Genomic DNA, 17,304 nt, shown 5'->3' with positions numbered 1-17,304 from the left:
CAGGACAGCCGCCGATTTTTTGTGGCGGTGGCGGCGGGATTTGAACCCGCGGTTGGGGGTTACCCAACATTCGCTTTCGAGGCGAACACCTTCGGCCGCTCGGACACGCCACCGCGCTCAAGGTTACGTGAGCACGCGCGCTGGACAAAATCATCTGCCCCGGCGCGCAGGCCGCCCCGCAAGCCACCGCAGTAGTGCGACATTAACGCCGCACTACTGCGGAATGGAGCTCCTACTTTTCCTTATCCTTGAAGCTGCCAATAACCTCATTGGCCTTGTCTTTGATGCCATCTACGGCATCGGAGAGCTTTTGCTTGGCGTCTGAGGTGACCTGGTCGGCCTTGCCCTCATTCTCCAGCTCCTCGTTATTGGTAGCATCACCTACTGCTTCTTTGGCCTTGCCGGCGAGCTCATCTTTCTTATTCTCAAAATCACCCATTATTTTCCTCCTTTAGGTTGCGTGAGCACCCATGATACGCGTCTTATGCAACGCTGGCAGGGACCATTCTCAATCACCATCCAGAAAATGGTCTAGGAAAGAGTGAAGAAAAGGGGCTAACGCAGCCCCGCGAAAAAGTCCTGCAATAGCCGCGCACACTCTTCCTCCAGCACCCCGCCGCGCACCTGCGGAACATGCAGCGCCCCCGGCGCGCGCAGCACCTCCACGCGCGAGCCACAGGCCCCGGTTTTCTCCTCATAGGCGCCGAAAACTACTGACTCGATGCGCGAGGCTTGAATCGCGCCAGCGCACATCGCGCAGGGCTCCAAGGTGACCACGAGTTCACAGCCGCTCAGCCGCCAACCATCGCCGTGCTTGGCCACACCCGCCCGGATAGCCTCCACCTCCGCGTGCGCCGTCGGGTCTTGGCGCTGCTCGCGGCGGTTGACGCCCCAGGCTAGTTCGGTACCGGCGCCGTCGAAAAGCACTGCGCCCACCGGAATGTCCCCCGCCGGGGTGCGGCGCGCGACCTCCAGTGCCCGGCGCATCCTCTCCTCAGCGCGCACGAGGCCCTGCTCCCTAGGCAGTGATCTCTGCAATGATCTCCTCGAGTTCATCCCCAAAGCCTAAGTCACCGGCGATGCGAAGCAGCATGTCAGAGGGCCAATCTTCTTCGTTATCGATGATGAAGCCCAACTGATCCTCGCTGAGCCCCAGATCGGCAAAGATATCGAAATCCCCATCGCCATAGGCTTCCGCATCCTCCAAGTCATCCGGATCGATGTCGGGGACGTCGATGTCACGCAGCTCCAAGAAATCGGCGGCGAAGTCATCCTCGACGGCATAGGTGGCATCAGAGACCACCATGCGCACCCCGCCTGGCACGGGGCGCACGACGACAAAGTAATCATCCTCGACGCACAGAAGGGCAAAGGCCGCCTCCGCCGAACGCAGGGAGCGCACCGCGTTGATGGAGGTATGGATGTCGCTGAAGTCATCATTGAAGCTGCGCACCAGCCACTGCCCCTCATTGCGGGCTACGGTCACCGCAAAGGACAAATTCTCATCGCTCATACCTCGTGAGAATAGTCGGGTTGTGCGAGAATTGTCACCGTGAGTCCTTCAGATGTACAACGCCCCATTTGCATAATCGGCCTCGGCTTGATCGGCGGCTCCGTGCTGCGCGATCTCGTCGCCCGCAAACACCCTGTATATGGCTATAATCATTCCACCTCGCGGACGCGAATCGCCCTCAAACAGGGCTTCGATGTCACCGACAACCTGCCGGAGGTTTTAGCCCGCGCCGAGGCCGATGGTGCCCTCATCGTCATCGCCGTGCCCATGAATGCCGTGGGTTCTATCCTCGACGCCATTGCGGAGCACGCCCCCACCTGCGGCATCACCGATGTCGTCTCCGTCAAGAGTGCCGTGCGCGAGCAGGTGCAGCAGCGCAACATGAATGACCGCTACGTGGGCGGCCATCCCATGGCCGGCACCGCGCTGTCAGGGTGGGAGCATTCCCAAAAGGGTCTATTCTCCGGCGCTGCCTGGGCCATTACCTATGATTACGCCGATGAGTGCGACGCCCGTGGCGAACGCGTGCCTAAGTTCTGGGAGGACCTTTTCGCCGACGTCGTCCGCATGACCCAAATGGTCCACGCGGAGGCGGTCCCCGTGCGCGTGGCCAATCACGATGCCGCCGTCGCCCGCGTTTCCCACCTGCCTCATGTCCTAGCTGAGGTCCTGGCCATCGTGGGCGATAACGGCGGCATCCTCGCCCAATCCCTGGCCGCTGGCTCCTTCAAGGACGGCACCCGCGTCGCCGGCACCACCCCGGCGCTGGTGCGCCAGATGTGTGAGACCAACGCCCCCGCCCTGGTGGATGCCCTCGACGAGGCCCTGCACCTACTGCAGGATGCCCGCGATTCCCTCGCCGCGCCGCAGCCCTCCATCGAGGAGCTTGCCGACGCCGGGTATAGAGCCCGCACCCGCATCGACGCCCGCTCGGGCGCCCGCAAGGAATCTGTCTCCCCCATCAAGATTTCCTCGCGCCCCGTGCTGCGCCTCCACCCCGGCGCGCCCCACTGGGTGGGCCAGCTGCGCCAGTCGGAGTCTTTGGGTGGGCGCATAGAGATCTTCTGATTTCTTGGCTGGGTGCATTCAGCGCGGTGCTAGAGGTGCAACTCGGAGCCGAGCACCACGGTCTGGCGCGGCGGCAGGTGAAAAGCCTCGGTGCGCTTGGCCTGGTTCCGGTCCATGGACAAGAACAGGCGCTGGTGCCACTGGTTCCAGTGCCGCACCTCGGCTGGGCGCAGGGTCAGCACCGAGAGGAAGTACAACGCCGAATCTAAGTCCACATCCAATTCCGGGTGCTGGCTTAGCCCGTAGCGCAGGTTAGCCGGGATGTCTTGATCGTCAGCGAATCCCGCCCGCACCGTCACGTGCACTATCCCCTCCCGGATGGAGCTGAGATTATCCACGGAGATCCTCTCCACGGGTGGCACGTGCGGGACGTTCATGGCTACCAGCCGCACGATGAGCACGTGCTCGTGGAGAACATGGAAGTCCTCGACGCAGCGCACGAGCGCCAGCGGCGTGGTCTCAGGATTGGGGTGGGTATAGACCGCTGTTCCCGCAATCCGGCGAATATTGCGCTCCGGCAGCGCAGCAATGAATTCCGGAAGCATTCCCTCTAGTTCACCGCGCCGCTTGAGCAGCCGCCTGCTGCCACGACGCCAGATAACCATGAGCAAGAAGATAAGGCCAGCCATGCCAATGGGCAGCCAGCCGCCCACAAAGATCTTGGTGCTATTCGCCGCCAGCAGCAACAACTCCAGGCTGCCTATAGCTAGGACATAACAGCCAACAGCCCGCCACCGCCAGCCCCATGCCAAGTGGGCAAAGAGCAAAAACAGCAAAGACTCGAGCACCAGCGTGCCCGTCACCGCGAGGCCATAGGCCTCGGCGAGACGCTCGGAGGAGCGGAAGATCAAGATCAACGCAACTACGCCACAGTAAATGAGCGCATTAACCAGCGGCAGATAAATCTGCCCCTCCTCACTCGTCGAGGTGTGGCGCACCGTCATTCGCGGCAAGAGGTTGAGCCGGACTGCCTGGCGAATCACGGCGAATGCCCCGGAGATAACCGCTTGGGAGGCGATGATGGTGGCGACAGTAGCGAAGACGACCAGCGGAATCTGCAGACTCGGGGGAGCTAGGTGAAAGAGCGGATTGGACACCGCCGCTGGGTGCGAAATCACCAGCGCCCCCTGCCCTAGGTACACCACCATGAGGGAGGGCATAGCCACCCAGAACCATGCCGAGCGAATCGCCGTGGCCCCGAAATGACCCAAGTCCGCGTAGAGCGCCTCAGCACCCGTGACAGTCAAGACAATGGCTCCCATGAGAATGAAGGCCTCTAACGGCTCGCGCAGCAGCAGGCTCAACGCCCAGTGCGGGGACAGGCTCGCCAGGATTGCCGGGTGCGCAACAATCTGCGGCACGCCCAACACCGCCATGGTGATAAACCACGCCAGCATAATCGGCCCGAAAGCCCGGCCTACCTTTCCGGTACCAAAAGGCTGAATGAGAAAAAGCGCGCTCAACACCACGATGGCTACTGGCACCACATAATGGTGCAGATCCGGCGATACCACAGCCATGCCTTCCACGGCGCTGAGAACCGAAATCGCCGGCGTGATGACGGCATCCCCGATAAACAGCGCCGCTCCTATCATTCCGCACATCGTGACCAGCATGCCGAGGCGATGCCTGCCCTTGAGGTGCCTGCGCAACAGCGCCACCAGCGCCAGGATTCCGCCCTGGCCGTCATTGTCAGCCCGCGTCACCAGCAAGACATACTTGACGGTCACGATAACCGTGATGGTCCACAGCACCATTGAAATGACGCCATAGACATTACGGGTATCGACCTCAACAGCATTGTGTTCCATGCTGAAAGCAGTGTGGAGAGCGTAGAGCGGGCTCGTGCCGATATCACCGAACACCACGCCCAAAGCACCGAGCGCCAGTAGCGGCGATCCGCCCTTCGCAGCCGCCTGCGGAGACACTGAGATCTTCATGGCATACAGTGTGCTCCCAAATGTGCCTTTTAGCCATAATTGGGCCGCCTAAGTGCTCTTTAGCACTCCCACTACCTCTGTCGTTACTGGATCGAGAACCCTTTTGTCGCAGTCCCCCATTGCTTGAATGCTTCTACGCCAATTAGTCCAACTCAACAGGTTTCGGGGTTACTGTCTTTAGCTGGACAGCAATGTTCTGGCCGAAGAATGCACTATTAGCGCTGAAAACTAGCTCGTCCAGTTCAACTGCGGATGGTCAACAGGGTCGCCATTTTCATTCCTCGGACCGTCATAAAACCAGGTAGAAGGATCTCCGCCTAGGGGCGCAGGAGAATCCTGCACACTTGGCCTCGAGCGGTTGCTCTCACATTCAGATGGGTCGTGTACATAATGATCCGTGTACGGACACCGGTAGTCACCTTGGCCCACGGTCAAACTATCGAAACACTCTTGCGAGAATCTAATTTGATTGTCAGACCACGTGGCTGGGCCTGGAGTGCCCTCGAGGCAATACAACACATAAGGCTGTTCCACAGCCGCCTCGGTGATCGGCGCAGGCTCTATAGCTGCGTGACTAGGGATCACAGAGTCAGACGCTACTTCAGAGCTAGTGGTCTCACTCTTCGTCGTAGACGTCTCCGCCTGCGAACTGGAAGTGGCAGTAGTGCTCGACGGCGAAGATACAGAATCTTCAGAGTCTCCGCTACTGCATGCTGTGAGAGCAAATGAGCAAATGAGGCCAGCAACAATGGTAAATACTGAAATTCTCACCGGAATCCTTCTAGGGTGTTGTCCACCCAACCGCTTTCAAGATAAGTTGAGCTCACTAGATTTACTAGAAAGCGGCGACGCCCTTGGTTTCTATGCCCACGCTGGCGAAGTTGCCCATGGCGCGCGGCAAGTGGTCCTGGCTCGTAACCAACACGACCTGCTTGTCGGGGATCAAACCAGCAACGGCCTGGGCGTTTTGGACGGTGTTGCCCGACCACTCATCACGAATGATGGGGTTGAACACGAGACGTGCGCGCAGCATGGCCTCCATGGACTGCGACTCGGTGGGGCAACCGCCCTGCGTCTTGCCGCCGGTCACGACGACGCGATTGGCAGGATGCAGGCGCACGAACGCTGCCGCACGATCCAGCCGCTTGTTAAGCACTGCAGGCGGTACGCAATCAGGGTTGAGACGTGCCCCGAGGACAACGATGGGCGCTCCCGCAAAAGCCGCGTTGTGTGCCGCCACAAGATCGGAAGCCGACGATAGCCCTGCAACCTCCGAGGAAAGATCGACGGCGGAGCTAGTAGAGGAGAACGCCTGGGACGCAGCGATGCCGGTCGCGACAATAGCGTTGACGGTCAAAGACATAGATTTCCTATCCAGAGAAGAGATGAGTAACCCCTCACCACCGCAGGGAGGGTGCACGGACGCATGCGCTGCGAATTGACCGTAGCAGGACATATGGCCTCTGGGCCGCCGAGAGAAGGAATCTGTGACGGGTGAATACTGGTGTGACAAGAGTGGCAGATCCAGGGACACTTCCCTCCCCCGAAATAGATGCCACACCAGGCTTGAGCGCGCCACGGCGTTTTCACGGTAAATAGTGGCTAGTTTCTGAAGTTTTTGGCCACTGCGGGCAGTGAACACGCCAAGACCACCAAAACCACCGAAACTGGAGTGCCCGCACATAGCAAAATCCCCATCCTTGAAATAACAAGAACGGGGATAAACTGTGCGCCCGAAGAGATTCGAACTCCCAACCTTCTGATCCGTAGTCAGATGCTCTATCCGTTGAGCTACGGGCGCATTTTGTTGAGCAGCTGTACTGTGCAACGAGATTTAACTATAGCGTCGAGCAGCAATAGCCACAAATCGCCATGTAAGCGGGCATTTAGCCGGTTGAAATGCCAAAGAGAGAACCGATTCCGTAGGTGACAGCGAGGCCGAGCGCGCCACCGATAACGAGGCGGGCCACGGAGACCACTGGTGAGGTGCGGGAGAGCTTCGCGGAGATAAAGCCCGTTATCGACAAAGCCACGAGAGTAACCGCCGTTACCAACAGCGCCTCGTTGCCGCGGGGTGCAACGAAAACGGAGAGCAAGGGCAGCAACGCACCGGAAAGGAAGGACAGCGCTGACCAGCCGGCAGCCTGCCAGGGGCTGGTGAGATCGTCCCCGTCGAGGCCAAGTTCTAGGCGCAGATGCGCAGAGAGAGTATTGCCGCCACTTATTTCCGTTGCGGCGGTATGCGCTGTTTCCTTAGTCACGCCATAGCCCTCGAGGATTCCGGCGAGCTCTAGGTGCTCGCCCTCCGGGTCCTCGGCCAGTTCGCGGCGCTCTTGTTCCACCTGCGCGCGCTCGGTGTCGCGCTGAGCGGAAACCGAGACGTACTCACCCAGGGACATGGAAACCGCACCGGCGATGGTGGAGGCTAAACCGGCCGTGAAGATGGCGGCAGACCCCGCCCCGGAGCCGATGACGCCGAGGATGAGTGCGGACACACTGACGATGCCGTCGTTGGCGCCGAGGACCGCCGCCCGCAGGGAGTTCAAACGCGAGCCTTCGGTTCCTTCGTGCGGCTCATTGGGGTGCGACATGGCAACCCTCCTTTTTAGAGAGAATGAAGTTTTGATTACCCCAATTATGGTGAAAAGGCGCACGGTTTGCTAACAAGCAAAAGCTACCCTAAGCGGTGCAAACTGTGCCTTTCCTGAGGGTAGCTGGAATGTGGGGGCTTAACCCACGAGCCCGAATACTGGTATGGCAATAAAATATGTGGTCAGCGTGATGAGAACGCAGCCTATGATGTTGAGCCAAATGCCGCCCTTGATCATCTCGCCAATCTTGACGTAACCGGATCCGAAGGCGATGGCATTAGGCGGGGTTGCCACCGGCAGCATGAAAGCACAGGTTGCGGCTAGGGCGACCGGAATGGTGAGCAATAGGACGTTTGCCTCGCCGTTGGCGGTCAGCCCGATTCCGACTGCGACGCCGCCCATAATCGGCAAGAAGGTGGCCGCGGTGGCGGTATTGGAGGTGATCTCAGTAAGGAGAAGGACCAACAAGGCAATGGCTGCGATGAGCAGGAAGACGGGCAATCCACCCAGGCCCTTGGCCATCTCACCGATCCAGAGGGAGAGGCCAGAGGCACTGAACATGGCAGAAAGGGAAAGGCCACCGCCGAAGAGGAGGAGCACGTCCCAGGGCATTTCATTCGCAGTCTTCCAATCGAGCAAACGCACGCCGGTCTTGGGTTCAGCGGGCAGGATAAACAGCAGCAGGCCCGCGATGATGCCGATGATGGCGTCGTCGTAGTAGGAGTCCTCGCCCACAATGAAGGGGACGAATACCCAGGACAGCGCGGCGATGAGGAAGATGAGCCCAGTGATGATCTGCGGAGGAGTCCACGGACCTAGCTGTTTAATCTCGCCGTCGATAAGCTCCTTGCCGCCGGGAATCTCCTTTATCTCCGGTTTGAAAATAGTAATCAACACCCCCCACGCCAAAAATAGGAAAACGATGGCCAGAGGCATGCCCACAAGCATCCATTTTCCAAAGCCGATGGTGATGTCGTGCGCCGACTTCATGTACCCGGCCAGCAGCGCATTGGGCGGGGTACCGATGAGGGTGCCGAGGGATCCGATGGAGGCGGCGTAGGCAATTCCCAGTATCATTGCGCTTGCAAAACGCGCCTGCTTGCGCATACCGCCGACGGTCTCTGCGGTCAGGTGCAAGACGGAGACGCCGATGGGCAACATGACCACGGCGGTGGCGGTGTTGGACACCCACATGGACAAGAAGCCGGTGGCCAGCATGAAGCCTAGTACTAGGCGTTTGGGAGAGGTTCCCACGATCTTGACCACGGCCAAGGCCATGCGGCGGTGGATATTCCAACGCTGGAGCGCGAGTGCGATCAGGAATCCGCCCATGAACAAGAAGATGGTGGCGGAGGCATAGGGCGAGCCCACATCTTTAATGCCGGCGACGCCGAAGAGAGGGAACACTGCCAGGGGAATCAGCGCCGTGGCCGCCAAAGGTATAGCCTCCGTCATCCACCACACGCCCATGAGAATGGTTACGGCCGCCACGGTGCGCAGCGCTTCGTGGGTATAAGTGGTGTCCTCGTCGGCCCCGGTGGACTGGAGGACCGTCTCCACCGAGTTGCTGGGGAAGATGAAGAAAACGATAAGCGCGAGAATTAGTCCGGTAAATAGCCCGATGAGCTGGCGGCGCCAGGCCCGAGGCCGGGGGCCGCAATCATCCTCGCCTTCCGCGTGGGCCGTGGATCTGTGGGTCTGAGGTATGGTCATACAATTGTCTCCTTGGTCAACGTGGGGAGGTGATGTACACCTCGTTTGACGGCCGGGGTTGCATAAACCACCAACCGCTGGTACCCCAGACCCTAATTGGTACACATGCAGCTCTCAGCTTGTTTCCGGTTTTCACCCCCGCTGTGGGCCCCTAAAATCTAGCACACCGTCCACGAATCCCCGGTCCAGAGCCAAGAAGTTAGATCCCCAACACAGCCTTGGCAATGAAGAAGTAGATGATGAGCCCCGTCGCATCGCAGAACGTGGAGATGAAGGGATTGGAAAAGACTGCAGGGTCGGCGCCTACCTTCTTGGCCACAAGGGGCATGATTCCGCCCACGGTGGCGGACATCGAGCACACCAAGAACAGCGTCGCGCCAATGACGATGCCCAGATGCAGGTCAAATACCAGCGAGGCGAGCAGCAATCCGAGTGCACCTAGGGCCCCACCCAAGAGCATGCCTACCCGCAACTCACGCCAGAGCACCGCCCAGAGATCCTTGGTACGCACGTCCCCCAAGGCCAGGGCGCGCGTGACCGTCGTTGCCGCCTGATTGCCGGTGTTGCCGCCGGTTCCCGTGAGCAGCGGAATGAAGAGGGAGAGCACCACGGCGGCGGCGAGCGTGTCCTCGAATACGGAGAGCACCTGCACAGTCAGCAGGGCGGAAACGGCCAGGACCAAGAGCCACACGATGCGCAGGCGCACGAGCTTGAACAGCGGAGTCGACATATAAGGCTGATTAAGGGCCTCAGTACCACCGGAGCGCGCGGTGTCCTCGGAATCCGCCTCCTCCACGATGTCGGTGGCGTCGTCCCAGGTCAAAAGGCCAACTAGGCGACGCGAGTCATCGACCACCGGGATGGCCAAGATATCCAGCGGGAGGAACCAGCGCGCAGTTTCCTCCGCATCCGCGCTGGCATAGGTATAAACGGCCTCCTTCATCAACTCGCCAAGAGGCTTATCATCCGGGGCCTGAAAGAGCTCGCGGAAGCTCAAGACTCCCACCAAGCGCCTGTCCGTGCGCACGACGGGCAAGGTATATATAGTCTCCAGATCCCGTGCGGTGGCGCGTAGCTGCCGGAGGGCTTCCCGCGCGGTCATCTCGGGATAGATGTCCGGCACCTCGGGCGACATGCGGCGGCCCACCGAGCCCTTCTCGTAGCCCAAAACAACGCCGGTGATGTCACGGGCCGGCTTCTTCAAGGACTTCAGGAGGCGGTCTGCGATCTCGGCCGGCAGCTCGTCGAGAAGCGCGACGCGATCCTCCGGTTCCAGGGAGTCGAAGAACTCGAACACCTCGGAATTTCCCAGCTCATCAATGAGATCCGCCTGCTGGCCAAAGTCCAGCGCATCAAAAACCGCGATGGACCTGTGCCTTGGCAGGAGGCGCAAGATAAGCGCCGCGCGCACGGAATTGCAGCGCTCTACTAAGGAAATGAGCTCCCGCAAGGGCAGGCGCGCCGCCAGCTCCTGCAAGTGGGAGGCAATCTCCGGATCCAGCGCATCATCGCTGCGCAGGATCTTCTCTAGGGCCTCAACATCTGACAACCGTGTCGATTTATTCCGCATCTGGCGACCCCTATCTCTTTCTTCCCACCTGCAAGCCACCTCATCCTACGGCGAATTCTCAACACGGGTCGCCGCCCAAGCCTCCCCCGCGGCAGCAAAAATCCCAGCTGCGCACGGTAGGCACGCAAACTGGGATCATTGGAAAATGTGGCGGAGACGAGAGGATTTGAACCTCCGGACCTACGCAAGTAGGTCAACTCCTTAGCAGGGAGCCCCATTCGGCCACTCTGGCACGTCTCCAGCGGTCCACGGATGAACCTTAAGAAACTCTACCTGAGTCTGCCTGACAGACAAAACCTGGGGCAGGCTTTCTAGGCGCGGCGTCATTTCCCTTCTTCGAGCGCTGCCTGCAGACGCAGGGCAACGTGCAAGGCGGCGGCGCGCCAGCCCTCCTCTAGCGCGGCAGGACCTATCAATTCGCGGACCCTTTCCAGCCGGTAATGCAGCGTCGCACGATGGATGTAGAGTTCGGCCGCGGTCGCAGTGACGTTGCGGGCGTGATCCAGATAAGCAAGCACGCTGCGCCAATAGGAATCACTTCCCGCACGCAGCAATTCTCCGGCCTCCGGGCTTAAGGTGCGCACCGTAGCCGGGGAAAGATCCCACCCGAGGAGCAGACGCCAGGCCCCTGCCTCGGACCAGTCCAGGGCGTCTATTCCCGTTAGCTTGGCGATGTCGGCCATATGCCGGGCGCGGCGCACCCCCGCGCCCACCGCACTCGCCGCGCCGACGGCTGCGGAACCACGCGCCGCAATGACGGCACCTGCGGTCAATGCGGCGCTGGCTACCTCCTCGAGTAGGGCCGCACTGTCGGCGGCGTTACGTGGGGACTCGATGAGTACGAGGGAATCGTGGACATCGAGAGCCAGAAAGGGACGGCGGTGCAGCGGGCGGGCGAGCTCAAGGGCCAACCGGCCCAGGTCCCCGGCGATGTGGAGGCGGTGTACCCGCAGCTCGCCGTCGACCGGCAGGAGATCTAGCTCGTGGGCACGCGCCAGCGCATCGTCATGCCCGGCCATGAGGTCCCGGGCCATCTCCCGGGCTTGTTCTGCCCGCGCGGCCAGGGGCGCATCACGCCTGTCCACCTGCTCGATGAGGGCGTCGAGGAGGGGGTTTATCGTGGTGAGCGCGGCTTCGCCAAGCGCGGGCTCGTTGATGATCCACAGGTGTCCCACCAATCGCAGGCCCCGGCGCAGGGGAATGACCACGCGCGGGAGCATGTCGTAGCCGGGGTGGGCGGGCAGGCGCACCGGCGCCGTGGCCTCCTGAATGCCAAAGCTCAGCATCCACGGTATCGGCTCCGGCGGTGGCGTGCGGTTGAGAATGGAGGCGGCGCGGTGTCCGTCGATGGGGCCGAGCTGGGCACTGGCGGCAATGACTGCGATGGAGGGCGTGGTGACCTCGACGGATCGCTGCAGCCGCCGCGCGATCTCATCCACGTAATGCTGTATATCGTGCAAATTTCCCACCGCAGCCTTTGACATATGTCAAAGATACTTAGTGCTGCTGTCTAGTGACAAGAGGCCCAGCCCGCCGCGATAATGCTGGTACGTCCCGTGACCTCAGTAATCCTTTCCAGAAAGGCAGTCTTCCGCGCCATGCACACCACCATCGGAGAATTCATCCTCAACCGCCTCAAAGCTATCGGCATCACCGAAATCATCGGGGTTCCCGGAGACTTCAACCTGAGCTTCCTCGAGCAGATCAGCCAGAGTGAAGGCATCCGCTTCATCGGCGCCTGCAACGAGCTCAACGCCGCCTACGCCGCCGATGGCTACGCCCGCCAACGCGGCGCCGGCGCACTGTTGACCACCTATGGCGTGGGCGAGCTCTCCGCGCTCAATGGCATCGCCGGCGCCCGCGCCGAGCATGTCCCCGTGGTCTCCTTGGCCGGCGCCCCGCCGCAGTACGCCACCGAATTTGGCTGGAACTTGCACCATTCGCTTGCCGACGGTGACTACACCAACATGCTCGAAGCCGTCGCCCCCTTCACCGAGGTGGCCACGCGCCTGTCCCCTATGAATGCTGTGGAGGAGTTCGACCGCGCGCTGCACACCTGCCTGCGCGAAAAGCGCCCCGTCCACATCCAGATTCCCTCCGACATCACCCACCTGAGCATCGAGGTCCCCGATGCCCCGTTTTCCACCGCGCTGCCCGCCTCCGATCCGGAGAGGCTCGAGGCCGCCGCCGCGCGCATCCTCGAGCGCTTTGCCCAGGCCACGGACCCCATCATCCTCATCGATCAAGACACCGACCGCCACGGATTCACCGCCCAATTCGAGGCCCTCATTGCCAAGGCGCACATCCCCTACGCGCAGCTCTCCTCGGGCAAGGCCATCCTATCCGAGCGCGGCGAGCACTTCCTCGGCACCTATAACGGCGCCGCCTCGACCCCCGGTCTGCAGGAGCGCATCGAGCGCTCCGACTTTCTCATCACCACCAACCCGCGCTTCATCGAGGTGAACTCGGGCTCTTTCACCCACAACCTCAGCCGCGCCACCATCATCAACTTCGGCGATCAGCACGCCAACGTCGCCGGCGAAATCTTCGTTGGCATCACCACCGCCGAGCTTATCGACGTCCTCCTCGAGCGCATTCCCCCCGCCTCCTCCTCGTCTGCCTCCCAGGCGCCCGCGAGCCCCGCTGCCGTCGAGTCCTTTAAGCCGCACCCTGAAGCCGCGTTGTGCCACGAGCGCCTCTGGCCGCAGATGGTCGATTTCCTGCGCGAGGAGGATGTGGTCATCGCCGAGGCAGGCACCTCCAATATCGGGCTGGGCCCGCAGCGCCTGCCTCAAGGCGTGCGCTATATCAACTCCCCCATCTGGGGTTCTATCGGTTTTACCCTGCCCGCGCTTTTGGGCTCGCAACTAGCCGCTGCGGATCGCCGCCACATTCTCTTCATCGGTGACGGCTCCTTCCAGCTCACCGCCCAGGAGCTATCCACCATCCTGCGCCAGGAGCTCAACCCCATCATCGTGCTCATCAACAACAAGGGCTACACCATCGAGCGCTATATCCTCGGCATGGAAGAGGAGTACAACGACATCCAGGACTGGTCCTATAACCAGCTGCCGCAGGTCTTTAAGGCCGATACCACGATGGAGTCCTACTCGGCTACCACCGAGGGCGAGCTGGCGCAGGCCCTCGAATCCATCGCTGCCTCCCCGCATGGGGCCTTCCTCGAGCTACATCTTCCGGCCGCAGATGCGCCACGCGGATTGCACACTTTCGGGCCCATGACCGCAGACTTTGACTACGGCCCGCGTGGGCCACGAAACGACTAAGGTACTAGGCATGATTCGCTCCGACCTTTCTTCACTTCCCAATTACGTGCCGGGTGCACGCAACGACACGGCTGTAAAGCTCTCCTCCAACGAGGCCACCCAGCCGCCTTTTCAAGTGGCCAGCCAGGCCATGGCGCAGGCCGCGGCCGGCGCCAACCGCTACCCGGATATGGGAGCGATCGCCCTGCGCACCGCCCTCGCGGAGCGCCTTGGCGTAGAGCTCGAGCAGGTCGCCGTCGGCACGGGTTCTTCCGCCATTTGTCAGCAGCTGGTGCAGATCACCTCGGTCCCCGGTGACGAGGTTATTTTCCCCTGGCGCTCCTTCGAGGCCTACCCCATCTTCACGCAGGTCGTCGGCGCCACCCCGGTCGCCGTTCCCCTGAACTCGGAGCACGGCCTAGATCTTGCCGCCATGGCTGAGGCAGTGACGGACAAGACTCGGCTTATCTTTGTGTGCAACCCGAATAACCCGACCGGTTCCACCGTGACCTCGCAGGAGTTCCGGGAGTTCCTCGCCGCGGTGCCTTCCCGCATCATCATCGCCTTGGACGAGGCCTACTTCGAGTACAACCGCGCCACCGATACCCCGGTGGCAACGGAGGTCATCAAGGATCACCCCAACGTCATTGGCATGCGCACCTTCTCCAAAGCCTATGGCCTCGCCGGCGTGCGCGTGGGCTACGCCTTTGGCGACGCGGAGATCATCACGGCGCTCAACAAGGTAGCGGTTCCATTCTCCGTCAGCGCCGTGGCTCAGGCCGGCGCCCTAGCCTCTTTGCAGGCCGATGAGGAACTACGCACGCGCACTGAAGATGCCGTCGCCCAGCGCGAACGCATGGTCGAGACCTTCTCGCGCTACGGCGTCCCTCATTCGGAGGCCAACCTCATCTGGCTGCCCGCCGCCAACATCGCGCACCTGGGCACCCCACAGCAGATCGCGGAAGCACTCGCCGAGCACGGCGTCCTCGTGCGCGCCTTCGACGAGGGCGTGCGCATCTCTTGCACCACCGCCCCGGAGACCGACGCCCTCCTCACAGCCTGGCAAGAAACCTTTGGTGGTGAAGAATAATTAGCTCGCTGCTGAACTTCATCCTCAACGTCATCGCCATCGCGGTGGCCTTCTGGGCCGTGGTCACGCTGGTCCCCGGCATTTCCATCACGCCGGATACCACGGGCAACTTCATCGCCATCGCCGTTGTGTTCATCCTCATCAACGCGGTGGTCACCCCGGTCCTGCGCTTCTTCGGCGCGCCACTGACCTGCCTCACCCTGGGCCTCTTTGCCCTGGTCATCAACGGCGCGGTGCTCTTTATAGTCTCGTGGGCGCTGCGCACCCTCGACCTCGGCATTGGCTACCTGCACATCGAGAGCTGGTGGGCCGCCATCTTCGGCGCCATCATCCTCTCCATCGTCTCCGGGGTGGTCAACTTCTTCACAAGTCCCCTGCGAGTGGTTCCTTAGCTCTCAAGGGCTAATCCCTATTCAATAGTTCGTACCTTGTGCTTCGGTGCCCACGCCCTCCCCTTATGGCAATCACGTGGGCCTCGAGGAGCTGCTTCAGGGCGTAACGAACTTTGTTCTCGGAGAGCTGTGTACTTTCAATCAGGCCTACCACGGTACTCTTAGCTGCAGATTTAGACCGGTAAACGGCCTCAGTATTGGGACCGAGCGTAGAAATCTTTGTGAGAGAGGCAGCAACACTATTGCTTGTGGTTTCGGGGTTTTCTTCCGCCTCGGGCCCCAGCTTCAGTTGCCCATCAATGCTCCTGATGACTCCTGCCTGCAGCAGATCTTCCACTTCGCTTCGCACATCTCTGGGAGCAACAGGCGCGAACTCATTCTCTGCCTGGGAAACCGTCCATGTTTCTCCCCGGAGGAGACCTACCAAGAGCTCTTTCTTCATCCACGACAATGAGCCAGTGAAGGAACGCGGAAAGCACTCTCTTCGTCATCGTAACGATTGTTTCGGAATAGACTCACGCTAAACTCCACGCCATTGTCAAAAAAGCGTGGGTCTGGCTTCCCCGCCCCCCGCATAGCGTGATAGACCTCAGGAATACCGCCACCCTCGCCTTCGGACGCCCATCAGGGGTTTCAAGACACTTCGCGATCTCGTATACGCGCTGATTTACTGCGGATTTCGTTAGATCCGTGGACTCAAGTTGCGCGGTAGACAGCCCTTCTAGGCCGCCTGGGCTTTTAATGATCAGACGATCTCGCAGGACTCGAATTTCCACCCGTTTTCCGGTACCGACGGTATTCGGCCCCAGGTCACGGTGCACAAAGGCATTTGCCAGAAGCTCGCGCACCGCCGACATCGGGAGCTCTGGCCTTGATTCCGTATGGCCGTCAGCCGTATATGCACGCTCCTCAGCAAGATTATCGCGCACCCATTCCATCGTCTCATCGAGGAGAAGTGGAATAGGTCCTCCGAAGTCTTTGAGATTTCGAGTGCGAACGCCTGATCCGTCTCTGGACACACGCACGGCAGCAGTGGCCGCAAGGGATGGGAATGTTGCCTCGGGCAGAAGCCCCATAGCGTAAAGCCCTCCCATCCGAAGCTGTCCTTCATCATCAGTCACATTGGTTATCTGAAGAAGACGGGCATCTTCTCCAATCTTCGCTACACGGGCGGTTCTATGTCGAACATTATGCAGAAAGTTGCTCACTGGCGTGGAGTGCTGCAATGTCAATCATCCGGAGGCCATTGTCATTCATGGGGAGTCATCGGCCTGCCGGAGATATGCCTTGTTCTTGAATCGCGCGGGCTTTTGCTCGGGAGCCAAGGGCACGATCTCTACTACTAAGACAGTGGTTTAATCGACTGCCTCACCTTATCGGCAATCCCACTTTCCAACTTCGCAGGATCCGGGACTCCTAAAACCTGGAAATCAGCTCTTTCCTCGACGCCGAGGATAAGGATGCCTCCCTCAGGCATGTTCGCGAAAGCAGCAATAGATTCGAAAACGTCACCATGAGCACCATTTCCTGCACGTTTTCATTCGATGGCGGTGCTGTCACTACCAAGCCTTCGAAACTCTCGAAGTATCCGGTCGAGGGTTTCCGCATTCCAAATCATGCTTCTAATACAGGGAAGTGATTCCCACTTTGCCCATTTGTTTAAAACTTTCTCCAACTTTATTCGATCCCAGGTTGGATTTGCGGTGGAATGAACTGCAGCCTGCGCATAAGTAGGCACTTTGGGGAATCTTCCGTTTGTAGAGCGCAGGGTGGGAGTGGCAGATCAGAAGCGAGTCCCCCGTAATCGAAGCCGACGCCGTGCCCTACCTGCGATAGGGTGCGGAAAGTAGCCGTTGGGACGGTTGTCCTAACGGCTAGTATGCGGGGGCTGCCAGACTATTGTCCCGCCTTGGCGGGTAAGGCGCCCGCGGCGCGGCGGCGCATTCGGATCGTCGTCATTGATGCCATTGTGGTAGTTACACAAGGTCACCAGGTTGGCAACGTTAGTCTCCCCGCCGTGCTTCCACGGGGTGAGATGGTGGAACTGTCCTCTTTCCGCCGGGGTGGTACAGCCCGGCCACGCGCAGGTGGGGTGCTCTGCTGCCAGCATCGTGCGCTGCTTAACCGATGCGAAGCGCTCAAAGCGGTATAAGTCCACCGGCCC

17 protein-coding genes and 3 tRNA genes are annotated in these 17,304 nt (G+C 60.5%); 4 read left to right on the top strand and 16 right to left on the bottom strand.

Features of this window, described 5'->3' with window-relative positions; translation table 11 throughout:
• Positions 1–22 precede the first annotated feature (22 nt).
• The 4 genes from B2696_RS07335 to B2696_RS07320 all read right to left on the bottom strand — a co-directional run bounded on the left by B2696_RS07335 (position 23) and on the right by B2696_RS07320 (position 1,513).
• Positions 23–113, bottom strand: a tRNA-Ser gene (locus tag B2696_RS07335).
• Between the two features lie 119 nt (positions 114–232).
• Positions 233–439, bottom strand: a complete 207-nt coding sequence (locus tag B2696_RS07330) for a CsbD family protein (RefSeq protein ID WP_075728924.1) — start codon at positions 437–439, stop codon at positions 233–235.
• 116 nt (positions 440–555) lie between these two features.
• On the bottom strand, positions 556–987 hold the full coding sequence (locus tag B2696_RS07325; RefSeq protein ID WP_286954876.1) for a nucleoside deaminase: 432 nt from the start codon (positions 985–987) through the stop codon (positions 556–558).
• Between the two features lie 31 nt (positions 988–1,018).
• Positions 1,019–1,513, bottom strand: a complete 495-nt coding sequence (locus tag B2696_RS07320; protein ID WP_075728922.1) for a tRNA adenosine deaminase-associated protein — start codon at positions 1,511–1,513, stop codon at positions 1,019–1,021.
• Positions 1,514–1,552: 39 nt separating this feature from the next.
• Here B2696_RS07320 and B2696_RS07315 point away from each other — a divergent pair, with 39 nt between their 5' ends.
• Positions 1,553–2,581 carry a prephenate dehydrogenase gene (locus tag B2696_RS07315; protein ID WP_075728921.1) on the top strand — a complete coding sequence of 343 codons (1,029 nt, stop codon included), beginning with the start codon at positions 1,553–1,555 and terminating at the stop codon, positions 2,579–2,581.
• A 29-nt stretch (positions 2,582–2,610) separates the two neighbouring features.
• Here the strand turns inward: B2696_RS07315 and B2696_RS07310 are convergent, their stop codons facing one another.
• The 8 genes from B2696_RS07310 to B2696_RS07275 all read right to left on the bottom strand — a co-directional run bounded on the left by B2696_RS07310 (position 2,611) and on the right by B2696_RS07275 (position 11,834).
• Positions 2,611–4,521: a potassium transporter Kup gene (locus B2696_RS07310; RefSeq protein ID WP_286954769.1), complete on the bottom strand. Its 1,911-nt coding sequence runs from the start codon at positions 4,519–4,521 to the stop codon at positions 2,611–2,613.
• Between the two features lie 835 nt (positions 4,522–5,356).
• On the bottom strand, positions 5,357–5,884 hold the full coding sequence (locus B2696_RS07305; protein ID WP_286954767.1) for a YdcF family protein: 528 nt from the start codon (positions 5,882–5,884) through the stop codon (positions 5,357–5,359).
• A 365-nt stretch (positions 5,885–6,249) separates the two neighbouring features.
• Positions 6,250–6,322, bottom strand: a tRNA-Arg gene (locus B2696_RS07300).
• Between the two features lie 85 nt (positions 6,323–6,407).
• On the bottom strand, positions 6,408–7,112 hold the full coding sequence (locus tag B2696_RS07295) for a VIT1/CCC1 transporter family protein (RefSeq protein WP_286954765.1): 705 nt from the start codon (positions 7,110–7,112) through the stop codon (positions 6,408–6,410).
• A gap of 138 nt (positions 7,113–7,250) precedes the next feature.
• Positions 7,251–8,825, bottom strand: coding sequence for an SLC13 family permease (locus B2696_RS07290; protein ID WP_286954763.1), 1,575 nt, complete (start codon positions 8,823–8,825; stop codon positions 7,251–7,253).
• 199 nt (positions 8,826–9,024) lie between these two features.
• Positions 9,025–10,395 carry a magnesium transporter gene (gene mgtE, locus B2696_RS07285; RefSeq protein WP_286954761.1) on the bottom strand — a complete coding sequence of 457 codons (1,371 nt, stop codon included), beginning with the start codon at positions 10,393–10,395 and terminating at the stop codon, positions 9,025–9,027.
• Between the two features lie 148 nt (positions 10,396–10,543).
• Positions 10,544–10,635, bottom strand: a tRNA-Ser gene (locus B2696_RS07280).
• 83 nt (positions 10,636–10,718) lie between these two features.
• Positions 10,719–11,834: a helix-turn-helix domain-containing protein gene (locus B2696_RS07275; RefSeq protein WP_286954759.1), complete on the bottom strand. Its 1,116-nt coding sequence runs from the start codon at positions 11,832–11,834 to the stop codon at positions 10,719–10,721.
• Positions 11,835–11,993: 159 nt separating this feature from the next.
• Here B2696_RS07275 and B2696_RS07270 point away from each other — a divergent pair, with 159 nt between their 5' ends.
• The 3 genes from B2696_RS07270 to B2696_RS07260 are packed head-to-tail and all read left to right on the top strand — an operon-like array spanning position 11,994 to position 15,140.
• Positions 11,994–13,679, top strand: coding sequence for an alpha-keto acid decarboxylase family protein (locus B2696_RS07270; protein ID WP_286954757.1), 1,686 nt, complete (start codon positions 11,994–11,996; stop codon positions 13,677–13,679).
• A 10-nt stretch (positions 13,680–13,689) separates the two neighbouring features.
• Positions 13,690–14,748: a histidinol-phosphate transaminase gene (gene hisC / locus B2696_RS07265; protein ID WP_286954755.1), complete on the top strand. Its 1,059-nt coding sequence runs from the start codon at positions 13,690–13,692 to the stop codon at positions 14,746–14,748.
• Positions 14,745–15,140 carry a phage holin family protein gene (locus B2696_RS07260; RefSeq protein ID WP_373862546.1) on the top strand — a complete coding sequence of 132 codons (396 nt, stop codon included), beginning with the start codon at positions 14,745–14,747 and terminating at the stop codon, positions 15,138–15,140. Before hisC ends, B2696_RS07260 begins: the two co-directional genes overlap by 4 nt.
• A gap of 10 nt (positions 15,141–15,150) precedes the next feature.
• Here B2696_RS07260 and B2696_RS07255 read toward each other — a convergent pair whose 3' ends face one another.
• The 4 genes from B2696_RS07255 to B2696_RS07250 form a co-directional block, all read right to left on the bottom strand.
• Positions 15,151–15,582 (bottom strand): hypothetical protein, encoded by a 432-nt coding sequence (locus tag B2696_RS07255; RefSeq protein WP_286954753.1) that lies wholly within the window; start codon positions 15,580–15,582, stop codon positions 15,151–15,153.
• A 73-nt stretch (positions 15,583–15,655) separates the two neighbouring features.
• Positions 15,656–15,997, bottom strand: a complete 342-nt coding sequence (locus tag B2696_RS11575; protein ID WP_414646595.1) for an ATP-binding protein — start codon at positions 15,995–15,997, stop codon at positions 15,656–15,658.
• A gap of 485 nt (positions 15,998–16,482) precedes the next feature.
• Positions 16,483–16,635: a helix-turn-helix domain-containing protein gene (locus B2696_RS11570; RefSeq protein ID WP_376778858.1), complete on the bottom strand. Its 153-nt coding sequence runs from the start codon at positions 16,633–16,635 to the stop codon at positions 16,483–16,485.
• Positions 16,636–17,007: 372 nt separating this feature from the next.
• Positions 17,008–17,304 (bottom strand): HNH endonuclease signature motif containing protein (locus tag B2696_RS07250; protein WP_286954751.1); only part of this gene is annotated, 297 nt, incomplete at its 5' end.

Source organism: Corynebacterium sp. UBA4397 (assembly GCF_002390965.1).
GTDB classification, from domain to species: domain Bacteria; phylum Actinomycetota; class Actinomycetes; order Mycobacteriales; family Mycobacteriaceae; genus Corynebacterium; species Corynebacterium flavescens.
Note: the sequence above shows the minus strand (reverse complement) of the source record. Positions and strands in the feature narration are given on the sequence as shown.

Excerpts from the sequence above, each read along its gene's own strand:
- B2696_RS07290 (WP_286954763.1), bottom strand. The coding sequence starts at position 8,825 with ATGACCATACCTCAGACCCACAGATCCACGGCCCACGCGGAAGGCGAG.
- B2696_RS11575 (WP_414646595.1), bottom strand. The coding sequence starts at position 15,997 with ATGTCGGCGGTGCGCGAGCTTCTGGCAAATGCCTTTGTGCACCGTGAC.
- B2696_RS07295 (WP_286954765.1), bottom strand. The coding sequence starts at position 7,112 with ATGTCGCACCCCAATGAGCCGCACGAAGGAACCGAAGGCTCGCGTTTG.
- B2696_RS07320 (WP_075728922.1), bottom strand. The coding sequence starts at position 1,513 with ATGAGCGATGAGAATTTGTCCTTTGCGGTGACCGTAGCCCGCAATGAG.
- B2696_RS07325 (WP_286954876.1), bottom strand. The coding sequence starts at position 987 with ATGCGCCGGGCACTGGAGGTCGCGCGCCGCACCCCGGCGGGGGACATT.
- B2696_RS07310 (WP_286954769.1), bottom strand. The coding sequence starts at position 4,521 with ATGAAGATCTCAGTGTCTCCGCAGGCGGCTGCGAAGGGCGGATCGCCG.
- B2696_RS07330 (WP_075728924.1), bottom strand. The coding sequence starts at position 439 with ATGGGTGATTTTGAGAATAAGAAAGATGAGCTCGCCGGCAAGGCCAAA.
- B2696_RS07305 (WP_286954767.1), bottom strand. The coding sequence starts at position 5,884 with ATGTCTTTGACCGTCAACGCTATTGTCGCGACCGGCATCGCTGCGTCC.
- B2696_RS07270 (WP_286954757.1), top strand. The coding sequence starts at position 11,994 with ATGCACACCACCATCGGAGAATTCATCCTCAACCGCCTCAAAGCTATC.
- B2696_RS07255 (WP_286954753.1), bottom strand. The coding sequence starts at position 15,582 with ATGAAGAAAGAGCTCTTGGTAGGTCTCCTCCGGGGAGAAACATGGACG.
- mgtE (WP_286954761.1), bottom strand. The coding sequence starts at position 10,395 with ATGCGGAATAAATCGACACGGTTGTCAGATGTTGAGGCCCTAGAGAAG.
- hisC (WP_286954755.1), top strand. The coding sequence starts at position 13,690 with ATGATTCGCTCCGACCTTTCTTCACTTCCCAATTACGTGCCGGGTGCA.